General features: G+C 72.1%; 9 protein-coding genes. 3 read left to right on the top strand and 6 right to left on the bottom strand.

What is annotated here, in order from left to right; all coding sequences use genetic code 11:
- Positions 1-107 precede the first annotated feature (107 nt).
- Entirely contained in the window at positions 108-707 is a 600-nt protein-coding gene (locus ACZ63F_RS13340) for a TetR/AcrR family transcriptional regulator (protein WP_469710678.1), read from the bottom strand.
- 210 nt (positions 708-917) lie between these two features.
- Between ACZ63F_RS13340 and ACZ63F_RS13345 the strand changes: the two genes are divergently transcribed.
- Positions 918-2,360, top strand: a complete 1,443-nt coding sequence (locus tag ACZ63F_RS13345; protein ID WP_469710681.1) for an FAD-dependent monooxygenase — start codon at positions 918-920, stop codon at positions 2,358-2,360.
- A gap of 37 nt (positions 2,361-2,397) precedes the next feature.
- On the opposite strand, the gene ACZ63F_RS13350 is transcribed toward ACZ63F_RS13345, so the two are convergent.
- From ACZ63F_RS13350 to ACZ63F_RS13365, 4 genes are all read right to left on the bottom strand, one after another.
- A complete protein-coding gene (locus ACZ63F_RS13350; RefSeq protein ID WP_469710683.1) occupies positions 2,398-2,856 on the bottom strand; it encodes a DUF5707 domain-containing protein in 459 nt (152 codons plus the stop codon).
- 210 nt (positions 2,857-3,066) lie between these two features.
- Positions 3,067-5,640, bottom strand: a complete 2,574-nt coding sequence (pepN, locus tag ACZ63F_RS13355) for an aminopeptidase N (protein ID WP_469710685.1) — start codon at positions 5,638-5,640, stop codon at positions 3,067-3,069.
- 100 nt (positions 5,641-5,740) lie between these two features.
- Positions 5,741-6,529, bottom strand: coding sequence for an SDR family NAD(P)-dependent oxidoreductase (locus ACZ63F_RS13360; RefSeq protein WP_469710687.1), 789 nt, complete (start codon positions 6,527-6,529; stop codon positions 5,741-5,743).
- Between the two features lie 159 nt (positions 6,530-6,688).
- A complete protein-coding gene (locus ACZ63F_RS13365; RefSeq protein ID WP_469710690.1) occupies positions 6,689-7,705 on the bottom strand; it encodes an aspartate-semialdehyde dehydrogenase in 1,017 nt (338 codons plus the stop codon).
- Positions 7,706-8,023: 318 nt separating this feature from the next.
- On the opposite strand from ACZ63F_RS13365, the gene ACZ63F_RS13370 reads away from it, so the two are divergent.
- On the top strand, positions 8,024-8,551 hold the full coding sequence (locus ACZ63F_RS13370) for an RNA polymerase sigma factor (protein ID WP_093502985.1): 528 nt from the start codon (positions 8,024-8,026) through the stop codon (positions 8,549-8,551).
- Between the two features lie 2 nt (positions 8,552-8,553).
- On the top strand, positions 8,554-9,336 hold the full coding sequence (locus tag ACZ63F_RS13375) for a hypothetical protein (RefSeq protein ID WP_469710691.1): 783 nt from the start codon (positions 8,554-8,556) through the stop codon (positions 9,334-9,336).
- Between the two features lie 90 nt (positions 9,337-9,426).
- Here ACZ63F_RS13375 and ACZ63F_RS13380 read toward each other — a convergent pair whose 3' ends face one another.
- Positions 9,427-12,744: a S8 family serine peptidase gene (locus tag ACZ63F_RS13380; RefSeq protein ID WP_469710693.1), complete on the bottom strand. Its 3,318-nt coding sequence runs from the start codon at positions 12,742-12,744 to the stop codon at positions 9,427-9,429.
- Positions 12,745-12,830: the final 86 nt, after the last annotated feature.

Below are 12,830 nucleotides of genomic sequence, written 5' to 3' on the forward strand. Positions count from 1 at the left end.
CGTCCCCCCCCCCCCCCCCCCCCCCCCCCCCCCCCCCCCCCCCCCCCCCCCCCCCCCCCCCCCCCCCCCCCCCCCCCCCCCCCCCCCCCCCCCCCTCGGCGCGTTCCTCAGGGGCTCGGCGCGGTCAGATACCGCTGCACGGTCGGCCCGAGCCACGCCACGATCTCCTCCCGGGCCAACGCCGCGACCGGCGGCAGCCGCACCACGTAACGGGTCAGGGCGAGCCCCATCAGCTGTGCCGCGCACAGCCCCGCCCGCGCCGCCACCTGCTCCGGATCCGGGCACACCCGCTGCGCCACCGGCACCACCTGCTCCCGGAAGATGCCCTGCAGGCGTTCGGCCCCCGCCGTGTTGGTGACGGCGACCCGCAGCACCGCGGTGAGTTCCTCGTTCGCCTCCCAGACGTCCAGGAAGTGGTTCGTCAGTGCCCGCCCCACCTCGGAGTGCGGCACCTGGGACAGGTCGGGCATCCGCAGGTCCAGCGCGACGGCCGCCGCGAAGAGGCCGTCCTTGCTCCCGAAGTAGCGCATGACCATCGAGGGGTCGATGCGGGCGTCCTTGGCGATGGCGCGGATGGTGGCGCGTTCGTAGCCGTCGGCCGCGAAGCGTTCGCGGGCGGCGGCCAGGATGGCGGAGCGGCTGGCGTCGGAGCGGCGTGCCGTCGGGCCGTGCGCAGGAGCTGTGCTCCTACTGGGGGTGCCGGTCATGCCAACGAGCGTAGGCCAACAAATGTGGGCCAACAAGTGTTGACCGCGGAATCGCCCTGACCTAGGCTTGCCGACGAGCGTTGGTCAACGGCTGTTGGCCAACAAGCGTTGGTCAACAAGCGTTGGTCAATATGTGTTGGTCAATATGCGTTGGATATGTGTTTGTCGGCAGATGTTGGCAAACCAGCGCGCCGGCACCAGGAGGCCCCCATGAACGGCACGACTGGCACCCCCGAGAACTCCCGAGTGATCGTCGTGGGCTCCGGCCCCACCGGCCTGCTCCTCGCCGGTGACCTCGCCGCCGCCGGCGTCCCGGTCACGCTCCTCGAAAAGCGCCCCCACAAGATCAGCAACCTCTCCCGCGCCTTCGTCCTGCACGCGCGCGCCCTGGAGCAGCTCGACGCCCGGGGTCTCGCCGACGACCTGGAGGCCGTCGGCCGGCCCATCACCAGGATGAACCTCTTCGACGGGCTCACCCTGGACCTCGGCGTCCTTCCCTCCCGCTTCAACCACGTCCTCGTCCTCCCGCAGTACGAGGTGGAGAAGGTGCTGGAGCGCCGGGCCGCCGAGGCGGGTGTCGACTTCCGCCACGACTGCGAGGTGACCGGCCTGACCCAGGACGCGGACGGCGTGACCGTGCGCGTCAAGGGCCGGGAGGACGTGCGCGCCGCGTACGTCGTCGGCACCGACGGCATGCGCAGTGTGGTGCGGGAGGCGGTCGGGCTGCCGTTCCCCGGAAGGTCGGCGATCCGGTCCGTGGTCCTCGCCGACGTGCTGCTCGGCGAGCAGCCCGAAACGCTGCTGACGGCCGCCGCGGTCGGCGACGCGTTCGCGTTCCTGGCGCCGTTCGGCGACGGCTACCACCGGGTCATCTGCTGGCACCGCGGCCGTGACGTCCCCGACCACGAGCCGGTGGACCTCGACGAGATCAAGGAGATCACCCGCCTCGCCCTGGGCCGGGACTACGGGATGCACGACGCCCGCTGGATGTCCCGCTTCCACAGCGACGAGCGCCAGGCGCCCAGCTACCGGGTCGGCCGGGTCTTTCTGGCCGGCGACGCGGCGCACGTGCACACCCCGGCCGGCGGCCAGGGCATGAACACCGGTCTCCAGGACGCGGCCAACCTGAGCTGGAAGCTCGCCGCCGTGCTGCACGGCCACGCCGGCCCGGACCTGCTCGACACCTACCAGAGCGAACGGCACCCCGTCGGCCGGACGGTCCTGCGCAGCAGCGGCGCGATCGTCCGCCTCGCGATGGCCAAGGGCTGGCAGCTGCCCGTGCGGGCCGCGCTCGCCACCGCGCTCGACCACCTGGCCCCGGCCCGCCGTAAGGCGGTCGGCCAGGTCACCGGCATCGGCTACCGGTACCCCGCCCCCAGGGGCGCGCACCGCCTCACCGGCGCCCGCGTCCCGGACCTCGCCCTGGCCGGCGGCGGCCGCCTCTACGAGGCCCTGCGCGGGGGCCGGTTCGTGCTCGTCGCCCCGGGCCCGTACGACCCGGGTACGGAACGCGCCGACCGCCTGACCGCGGCCCGCTGGGCGAGCGACCGGCGCACGACCCTGCTGGTACGCCCCGACGGATACGTGGCCTGGGCCGGCGAGGACGCCCAGGCGCCGGACGTCGAGAAGGCGCTGGCCACCCACGTCGGCTGAGCGCCGGGTGGGCGCCGGCTGAGCGCCGGGCGACGGTTCACGCGAGGGTGAAGTCCGCCGCCTCGGTGTCGAGGGTGGTGTGCCCGTCCTTCGCCGTGGCCAGCACGGCGATGTGCCAGGCGCCGTGCGCGGACGACGCGACGTCGGCGGCGGACACCGCCTCCCCGTACCCGCACCGGACGGTGTGACCGCCGGCCGGCGTGCAGGTCGCCGACTCCACCGAGGCCATGTCCTTGGCGGTCAGCGGCTTGCCGGCGAACTCGGACCGCTCGGGCCACGCCAGCACCTTCAGGCTCCGCACACCGGAGGGCGCGGTGACCTCGGTGGTGAAGGAGAGCGAGCCCTTGTGACCGGCCCCGGGGGCGGTGTAGCGGACGGTGCTGTGCGCCAGGGCGGGCGCCGGGTCCTGCTCGCCGGCGTAGGCGAGGGCGAAGGCCCCGGCACCTCCGAGCACGACGACACCGGCCACCACGGACAGGGCGATACGACGGGACATGGCGAGTTCTCCATAGCTGGCTTGGGCCGGCTCGGGCTGCCCGAGCCGGACGGACCGGCGCCGACTGCCGCGCCGTTGCGTCGATCCTCGCAACGCGCGACCGCCCCGGGCGTGAGCACGGATACTCAACTCGCCCTGGGTGATGGGTACCTCGTACACAGGGCGGGGCGCCCGGCGGAGATCCCACCGGGCGCCCCGACGCGGTACCGCTTACTGGGCCGCCGCGTCCGCCGCCTGGGCCTTCAGGGCGCGCTCGACGCCCGCGCGGGACTCCGAGACGAGCCGGGCCAGGGCCGCGTTCGGCTGGGCCGCGGCCAGCCAGGTGTCCGTCTTGGCCAGGGTCTCCTCGGAGACCTGGAGGGACGGGTAGAGGCCGACCGCGATCTGCTGGGCGATCTCGTGCGAGCGGGAGTCCCACACCGACTTCAGGACCTCGAAGTACCTGTCGGTGTACGGCGCCAGCAGCTCACGCTGGTCGGTCTGGACGAAGCCGCCGATCACCGCCTCCTGCACGGCGTTGGGCAGCTTGTCGGAGTCGATGACCGACGCCCAGGCCTCCGCCTTCGCCTCCTCGGTCGGGCGGGCGGCGCGGGCGGTGGCCGCGTGCCGCTCACCGGCGGCGGTCCTGTCCCGCTCGTACTCGCCCGCGATCTCCGCCTCGTCGAAGCGGCCGACCGCGGCCAGCCGCTCCACGAACGCCCAGCGCAGCTCGGTGTCGACGGCCAGGCCCTCGATGGTGTGGGTGCCCTCCAGCAGGCCGTCCAGGAGGTCCAGCTGCTCCGGGGTGCGGGCGGTGGCCGCGAAGGCGCGCGCCCAGGCCAGCTGGTGGTCGCTGCCCGGCGTGGCGGACCGCAGGTGGGCCAGCGTGGCGTCGGTCCAGCGGGTGAGCAGGGCCTCGCGGGCGGTCGGGTCGGCATACAGCTCGATGGCGAGCTTCACCTGGCGGTGCAGCGACTGCACGACACCGATGTCGGACTCCTTGCCGATGCCCGACAGCACGAGGGACAGGTACTCCCGGGTGGGGAGTTCCGCGTCCCGGGTCATGTCCCAGGCCGAGGCCCAGCACAGCGCGCGCGGCAGCGAGGACTCGAAGTCGCCGAGGTGCTCCGTGACGACGTGCAGGGACTCCTCGTCCAGGCGGACCTTGGCGTACGACAGGTCGTCGTCGTTGAGCAGGAACACCGCGGGGCGGCGGCGGCCGGACAGCTGCGGTACGGCGGTCAGCGCGCCGTCCACGTCCAGCTCGATCCGGTCGGTGCGGACCAGCTTGCCGGTCGCCTCGTCGAGGTCGTACAGGCCGATCGCGATCCGGTGCGGGCGCAGCGTGGGCTCGCCCTTGGCGCCGGCCGGCAGCGCCGGGGCCTCCTGGCGGATGGCGAAGGAGGTGACGACACCGTCGGCGTCGGTCTCCACCTCCGGGCGCAGGACGTTGATGCCGGCCGTCTGCAGCCACTTCTGCGACCAGGTGCCCAGGTCACGCCCGGAGGTCTCCTCCAGGGCGCCCAGCAGGTCGGACAGGCGCGTGTTGCCGAACGCGTGCCGCTTGAAGTACGCCTGCACGCCCTTGAAGAACTCGTCCATGCCGACGTACGCGACCAGCTGCTTCAGGACGCTCGCGCCCTTGGCGTACGTGATGCCGTCGAAGTTGACGAGCACGTCGTCGAGATCCCGGATCTCGGCCATGATCGGGTGCGTGGAGGGCAGCTGGTCCTGCCGGTACGCCCAGGTCTTCATGGAGTTCGCGAACGTCGTCCACGAGTGCGGCCAGCGCGAGCCGGGAGCGTACGCCTGGCAGGCGATGGAGGTGTAGGTGGCGAACGACTCGTTCAGCCACAGGTCGTTCCACCACTCCATGGTGACCAGGTCGCCGAACCACATGTGGGCCAGCTCGTGCAGGATGGTCTCGGCCCGCGTCTCGTACGCCGCGTCGGTCACCTTGGACCGGAAGACGTACTGGTCGCGGATGGTCACCGCGCCCGCGTTCTCCATCGCGCCCGCGTTGAACTCCGGCACGAACAGCTGGTCGTACTTGGTGAACGGGTACGCGTAGTCGAACTTCTCCTGGAACCAGTCGAAGCCCTGCCGGGTCACCTCGAAGATCGCGTCCGAGTCGAGGAACTCGGCGAGCGAGGGCCGGCAGTAGATGCCGAGCGGCACGCTCTGGCCGTCCTTCTCGTACACGCTGTGCACCGAGTGGTACGGGCCGACGATCAGGGCGGTGATGTACGACGAGATGCGGGGCGTCGGCTCGAAGACCCAGACGTCGTCCTTGGGCTCGGGCGTCGGCGAGTTCGAGACGACCGTCCAGCCGCTCGGCGCCTTCACCGTGAACTGGAAGGTCGCCTTGAGGTCCGGCTGCTCGAAGCTGGCGAAGACCCGGCGGGCGTCCGGCACCTCGAACTGGGTGTAGAGGTAGGCCTGCTCGTCGACCGGGTCGACGAACCGGTGCAGACCCTCACCCGTGTTGGTGTACGCGCAGTCGGCCACGACCCGCAGGACGTTGCGGCCCTCCAGCAGCCCCGGCAGCGCGATCCGGGAGTCCGCGAAGACCTCGGCGGGGTCGAGGGCGTCACCGTTCAGGGTGACCTCGTGGACCGCGGGGGCCACCAGGTCGATGAAGGACGCGGCGCCGGATTCGGCGACGTCGAAGCGCACCGTGGTCACGGACCGGTAGGTACCGCCCTCCTGCGCGCCGGAGAGGTCGAGATCGATCTCGTACGAGTCAACGGTGAGCAGCTTCGCCCGCTGCTGCGCCTCTTCGCGAGTCAGGTTTGTGCCAGGCACGCGGTCATCTCCTCGTTATGTGTGGGTTGCGCCATCCTTCCACGGGACCGGGGAGGAGGGCGACGAGGGAAAACCCCAGAGATCGCGCGGGCCGCTGCCGTCAGGCCGCCGTCGTGCCGCCGTCGACCGGCACCGCCGCGCCGGTGACGAAGGAGGCGCGGTCGCTGCACAGCCAGAGCGCGGCCTCGGCGACCTCGTCGGGTCCCGCCATGCGCTTCTGGAGCGTCTCGTCCTCGAACCGCTCCCGCAGCTCCGGCATGGTCCGCACGGCCCGGTCCATCATCTCGGTGCGGGTGCTGCCCACCACCAGTGCGTTGACGCGGATGCCGCGCTGCGCGTACTCGGCCGCGGCGGCCCGGGTGAGCCCGAGGACCGCGTGCTTGGCCGCCACGTACGCCGCCGACGCCCCGGTGGCCCGCTGCCCCGCGACACTCGACGTGTTGACGATCGTGCCGCCGCCGGCCCCCAGCATCTCGGGGATCTGGAAGCGCAGACAGTTCCACACCCCGCGCACGTTGACGTCCATGGTCTGCTCGTAGACGTCCTGGCCGGTCTCGTGCAGCTCGGTGCCGGCGGTGCCGAACCCGGCGTTGTTGAAGGCGCAGTCCAGGCGTCCGAAGGCGTCGACGGCCGACCGGACGACCCGCTCGACGTCCTCGGCCGAGGCCACGTCCGCCGGCACGGCCAGCGCCCGACCGCCGCCGGCGGAGATCTCCTCGGCGAGCGCCCGCAGCCGCTCCGCCCGTCGCGCCGTCACCACCACGGCCGCCCCCTCCCGCGCGAACAACCGCGCGGCAGCCGCCCCGATCCCGCTGGAGGCCCCGGTGATCATGGCGACCTTGCCGTCGAGGACGCGTGAGCTGCCGCAGGCAGACCGGGTTTCGCTCATATGTGAATCCCCTGGAGAACGAACGTTGGCATCAGCGCCCCTGAAAGGGGCGCTGGGGGCACCCCCGGCCGAAGGCTGGGGGAGGAACTGCGCGACCAGCCAGGACGGCGCAGCACCCGCCCGACGACGGAACGCGGCTCCCCCCGAGGCGCCCGGCCCCTAAGAAGCCAGCTCCTCCGCCACCAGCTCAGCGATCTGCACGGCGTTCAGCGCAGCCCCCTTGCGGAGGTTGTCGTTGGAGACGAACAACGCGATCCCGTTCTCCACCGTCTCGTCGCGCCGGATCCGGCCGACGTACGACGGGTCGCGCCCGGCCGCCTGCAGCGGGGTCGGGATGTCGGACAGCTCGACACCCGGGGCGTCCGCGAGCAGCTCGGTCGCCCGCTCCGGGGAGATCGGCCGGGCGAACCGGGCGTTGATCTGGAGGGAGTGCCCGGAGAACACCGGGACGCGCACGCAGGTGCCGGAGACCTTCAGCTCGGGGAGCTCCAGGATCTTCCGGGACTCGTTGCGCAGCTTCTGCTCCTCGTCGGTCTCGTTCAGCCCGTCGTCGACGAGGTTGCCGGCGAACGGCAGCACGTTGAAGGCGATGGGCCGCTTGTAGACCTGCGGCTCGGGGAAGTCGACCGCGGTGCCGTCGTGGGTGAGCTTCTCCGCGTCGGCGGCGACCTTCTGCACCTGGCCGTGCAGCTCCGCGACGCCCGCCAGACCTGACCCGGACACCGCCTGGTAGGTGGTGGCGACCAGCGCCTGAAGACCGGCCTCCCGGTCCAGCACCTTCAGGACCGGCATTGCGGCCATGGTCGTGCAGTTCGGGTTGGCGATGATGCCCTTGGGGCGGTCGGCGATCGCGTGCGGGTTCACCTCGGAGACGACCAGCGGGACCTCGGGGTCCTTGCGCCATGCGGAGGAGTTGTCGATCACGACGGCACCCTGGGCGGCGACCTTCTCCGCGAGCGCCTTCGAGGTGGCCCCGCCCGCCGAGAACAGCACGATGTCCAGGCCCGTGTAGTCGGCGGTCGCCGCGTCCTCCACGGTCACACCGTCGAGCACGGTCCCGGCCGAGCGGGCCGAGGCGAACAGGCGCAGTTCCGTGGTCGGGAAGTTCCGCTCCGCGAGGATCCTGCGCATGACCGTGCCGACCTGACCGGTGGCTCCGACGATTCCGACCCTCACAGCGACTCCCTCTGCATACGTTGACGTGTGTCTACGGCCTTTCCATCATGCGGCCGACCAGGGCCAGCCTGTCCAATTCTTTGCGCGCCATGCCCGCCGACCGGACCAGCCGGCCCGCGGAACTCCCGCCCGCACCCCCGCTGAGCTGCAGAAATTACCTCCGCCCGGCCGTCGTACCGCAAGCTGTGCTGCGCCGCCCGCCGGTGTGACGTACGCCTCGGGAGTCCCCCGGGACACCGCGCGGAAGATTTCCGGGAACCGGGCGAACGTTTCCGGGGGCTGCGGCGTCGTAGGAGAAACGCGGTGAGGGGGTGGGTTGTGCTGCGCAGAAAGGCCCGCCGCGACCGGGGGGACCAGCACGGTGATCCCCTGGACGCGGACCAGGAGCGCCGGGTGCGGGCGGTGCTCGCGCTGGGCGGCGTACCGCAGGCGGACCTGCCGGACGGGGTACAGCAGGTACGTCTGCGGTTGCTGGAGCGGGCCGCGAGCGGCCAGGAGGCGCCGCGGGACGTGTCGGCGTGGGCGGCGGTCGTCGCCTCCCGGCTCGCCATGGACTGGCACCGTGCCAAGCGCCGCCAGGAACGCCTCGGCGAACGGCTGGCCTCCCTCCGCCAGCCCGACCACGCCGTCGGCGAGGACAGCAGGCTGCTCTCCGTCGCCGTCGCCCGCGGTCTGGACGAGCTGCCGGACGCCCAGCGCCAGATCCTCGTCCTGCGCTTCTACGCCGACCTGCCGGTACGCGACATAGCCGGGGAGCTGGGCATCCCCGAGGGCACGGTGAAGAGCCGGCTGCACACGGCGGTACGGGCCCTGCGCGCCCGCCTGCACGAGGACGAGGTGGTGTGACCATGCCCGCCGACCACATGCCCGCCGGACACGGCGGCGATCCGGGTGAGCCGGACGGCACCGACGCCCTGTTCGCGGTGCTCGCGGACGAGCCGCTCACCGCCGAGCAGCGCGCCGACCCCGCCTTCATGGCCGAGCACCGGGCGGCCGCCGCCGATGTCGCGCTCCTGCGCGAGCACCTCGGGATCATCGGGGACACCCTGGCCGCGCCACCCCCGCGCCCGGAGCCCCGGCCCCGGCCGGCCGGACGCCGCCGCCCCTGGCAGCACCCCGGCGTCCGCGCCCTCGGTCTCGCCGGCGCCCTCGCGGCCGCGTTCGCGGGGGCCGTGTTCGGCATCGGATGGCTCGCGGCGAACGGCGGTTCCGGCTCCCTGTCGGGCAGTGCCAGTTCCGACAAGGCCGCGAGCAGCGCGGCCGGCTCGGCCGGTCAGGGCGGCAAGGAGCAGGCCGGCGGCCCCGGCTACCTCGCCTGCGCCCGGCTGGTCGTCGAGGGCACGGTCACCGGGGTGCGGCAGCTCCCCGACTCCGGCCGGGAACGGGTCACCCTGCGCGTGACCCGCGCCTACAAACCGGCGAAGACCGCCGACGAGGTGGAGTTCCTCCTCGACTCCGGCACCGACGCCCGGATCCGCACCGGCGCCCGCCTCCTGGTGGGCGTCAGGGCCGGGCAGCAGGTGCCCGACCGGTACGCGGTCGGGGAGGCCCGGATCGCCGCGGAGCGGTCCTGGATCGTCCGCGACCTGCCCGCATCGCGGACCATGACGTGCCCGGACAGCGGATCATGACGTGCGCGGACAGCGGATCATGACGTGCCCGGACAGCTGAAAGGGCGGGCGCCCCGCAGGACGCCCGCCCTTCCCGTGCGTGTCACCCCGTTACGGCGTGACCTTCTCGATCTGCACGCTGCCGGTGCCCGCGACCGTGCCGCGCGCGTTGACCAGCTGCACCCGGCCGAAGAACTCACGTCCCTCGGGGGCCGCCGCGGCCGCCGTGACCTGCCCGGTCACCGTGGCCGAGGCACCCGTGCCGAGCTTGACCGGCGTCGAGTCGGCGACCGTGACGGAGCCGAGCGCGGCGGAGAAGAACACGTCCCGGTAGTCGTAGTCGGTGGAACCTGCCGGGACCGAGTAGCCGACGACCTTGATCGTGTAGGTCCCCGCGGCCGGCGAGGCGATCGAGACCGCCTCCTCCGAGTCGCCGTCGGCGGACTGCGCGACCTGCTTGCCGGACGCGTCGTACACGGTCAGGTCCAGGTCGGCCGAGGTGTCCGACACGTTGCCGATCGCCACGTCCAGGGAGTTCGCGCCCGCCGGCACGGTCACCGTCGTGGTCTGGGTCTCGCCCTCCTTGATGGCCGGGCGGGTCGTCTTCGACGAGCCGAGCGGGCCGCCGACCAGCGTGCCGTCGAGGGCGGCGAACTTGTTGGTGACCTTCCAGGAGGCGGTGACCGGGGTGCCGACCTTCGCCTCGGGCAGGGTCACGGTCGCCGGGTCGAAGGCCGCGCCGAGCACGGTGACGCCCAGCTGGTACGGGTTGTCGAGCAGCGGCGAGGTGCGGCGCGCCTCGACCTCGATCTCCCAGACCCCGGCCTGCGGGTCGGCGTACGAACGGACGTCGGGCGTGCAGCCGTTGCCGTTCAGGTAGTTGTTGTAGCAGTACGGGGTACCGGTGTTGTCGACCGGAGTGCCGTACGGGTGGATGGCGATGAACCGCGTCTGGCTCTTGTCGGCGAGCCCGCTCATCGCGACCTCGAGGGAGGTGGCGCCCTCGGGCACGGTCACGAAGTACGAGGTGGAGCTGTTGCGCTGCACCGAACCCGACGCCGAGTAGGTGTAGTGGACCGGGTCCGACACCACGACCGTGGTCAGGATCTGCTTGTCGACGCCTTCGGTCCGCGGGTCGTCGACCTCGAGGATCGCGGACTTGATGCCCGAACTCTTCGGCTTGGCCTGCACCTTGACCGTCACCGGCTGGTTCAGCGGCAGCGTCACCTCGTCGGAGCCGAGGATCTTGAAGGTGTGCCCGGCGTTGTTCGCCAGGTGCAGCTCGTGCCGGACCGCCTTGTCCGCGCCGGAGGTACGGGTGATCGTGACGTCGTACGTCTTCTTCTGCCCGGCCTTCAGGCCGCCTTCACGGTCGTACAGGCCGGTGCCGTAGCCCGGGGTCTTCAGCGCGTAGTCGATCGCGGTGTCGACGGGCGCCTTCACGGTGTAGTCGTGCGCGGTGGCGTGGTGGCGGATGGACTCCCACGCGTCGACGATGTCGATGCGGCCCGCGCCCTCCTCGTACGCCTGGACACCCTTGATGTGGTGGGCGGTCGAGGTCAGCGCGGTGCGCAGGTCGGCGGGGGAGAGGGCGATGCCCTTCTCCTTGGCCGCGCTCAGCAGCAGCGCGCTCGCGCCCGCCGCCTGCGGGGACGCCATCGAGGTGCCCTGGAGCATCGAGTAGCCGGCCGGGAGGGAGTAGCCCGCCTCGGCGACCGGGGAGCCGGGCAGCCAGGTCTGGGTGGAGTTGATCGCGGCGCCGGGCGCGACCAGCGTCGGCGTGAAGCCGCCGTCCTCGCGCGGACCGCGCGAGGAGAAGGGCAGCAGCTGGTACTTGGTCGTCACCTGGGAGCCGTAGTTGGCGGCCCAGGTGTCCTTGGAGATGGCCGCTCCGACCGAGATGACCTTGTCGGCCAGCCCCGGGTCGCCGATGGTGTTCGCACCCGGGCCGGAGTTGCCGGCCGAGATCACCAGCTGCACGCCGTAGGTGTCGATGAGCCGCGTGTACAGCTCGGCGCGGGCGTTGTTGCCGTCGTTCAGCGCCGGGAGGCCGCCGATCGACATGTTGACGATGTCGACGCCCCGGTTGGCGACCATGTCGATCATGCCCTCGGTGAGGGCGACGTTGGTGCAGCCGCCGGTCCAGGTGCAGGCCCGGGAGGAGACGATCTTCGCGCCGGGGGCCGCGCCGTTCATCTTCCCGCCGAACAGGCCGTTGGCGGCGGTGATGCCGGCGACGTGGGTGCCGTGCTCGGACTCGATGACGCCGATGTTGACGAAGTCCGCCTTCTTGCCGACCCAGTCCCCGCCGTACGGGTCCATGGGGACGTCCTTGCGGATCTGCACGACGAACGGCTGCCGCTCGACGACGTCGGTCGCCGGGTTGTCGGTGCCGAAGTAGCCGATCTGGTAGCCGTCCTTGTACGGCTTCATCGGCGTGTCGTCGGAGAAGTCGTTGTTGTTGTTCAGGTCGACGGTGACCGTGCCGGCCGCCGGGTCGTAGAGCACGCCCCAGCTGTCGGTGGTGTCCCCGTCGCGGTTGGCGTCACCGGCCGCGTCGCCGCCGGTGGTGTACGACTCCTTGAAGGTGCTGATCTCGTACGACCCGGCGGGCGCCGTCCAGGTCTTGCCCCCGTAGGTGAAGCTCGGCCCGGACACGGCCGTGACCATCGGACGCCAGGTCTGGTCGCTGTCGACGATGGGGTCGGTCGAGGTCACCCAGTCGACGATCTTCCGCTCGCCGGTGGTGGTCTTCTGCAGCGCCGGGTGGCCGAGGTCCACGCCGGAGTCGAGGATGCCGATGGTGATGCCCCGGCCGTCCGCCTTCGGGTGCTCCTTGACGAAGTCGACGGCGCCCGTCTCGAAGGACGGGTTGTACGGGTTCTCGGCGGGGGTGTTCTTGTCCGGCCCCGCGTAAGGGGAACCGGACTTGCCGGACTTGGCTGCCGTGGCGCCGGTCCCGCTCACCGCCGGGTCGTCGAGCTGGATCTCCTGGCGCAGGTCGATCGCGTGCACCGAGGACAGCTTCGCGGCGGCGGCGATCGCCGCGTCCGCCCGCCCGGTGGGGACGGTCGCCCGGACGTAGCCGAGCCTGTCGTACGTACGGCCCACCGAGCCGCCCTTGACCGCGTCCAGCTCCTCGGCGACCTGGCCGGTCTGCCCCGGCGCGGTCGCGATCATCATCGTGACGTTCTTGGCGCCTGCGGCCTTGGCCTCGGCGAGCAGTTCGGCGTCGTCCGAACCGAGCTTGTCGTGGGCCGACTTGGTGCCGGGGTCGGCGGTGCCGGCGGACGCGGCGGCCGGGGTCGCGGCGGCGGCCAGGGGTATCGGCCCGGCGGCGGCGAGCGCGGCCACGACGCCGACGGCGAGGGCCATGCGGCCCAGGCGTCTGTGGCCCGGTATCGGGTCGTGCTGGGGGCTGAGGGTCATCTGCATCCCTTGTAGGTAAAGGAACGAGCATGGAGCGGCCGGAACTTGGTCAAGAACCGGCGTGTAGGCGCACAGCTTTACCCAAG

This window comes from Streptomyces sp. NPDC104761, from assembly GCF_055583445.1.

Bases quoted from the DNA above. Each gene is read 5' to 3' on its own strand.
- ACZ63F_RS13340 (WP_469710678.1), bottom strand. From the start codon at position 707: ATGACCGGCACCCCCAGTAGGAGCACAGCTCCTGCGCACGGCCCGACG.
- ACZ63F_RS13345 (WP_469710681.1), top strand. From the start codon at position 918: ATGAACGGCACGACTGGCACCCCCGAGAACTCCCGAGTGATCGTCGTG.
- ACZ63F_RS13350 (WP_469710683.1), bottom strand. From the start codon at position 2,856: ATGTCCCGTCGTATCGCCCTGTCCGTGGTGGCCGGTGTCGTCGTGCTC.
- ACZ63F_RS13360 (WP_469710687.1), bottom strand. From the start codon at position 6,529: ATGAGCGAAACCCGGTCTGCCTGCGGCAGCTCACGCGTCCTCGACGGC.
- ACZ63F_RS13375 (WP_469710691.1), top strand. From the start codon at position 8,554: ATGCCCGCCGACCACATGCCCGCCGGACACGGCGGCGATCCGGGTGAG.
- ACZ63F_RS13380 (WP_469710693.1), bottom strand. From the start codon at position 12,744: ATGACCCTCAGCCCCCAGCACGACCCGATACCGGGCCACAGACGCCTG.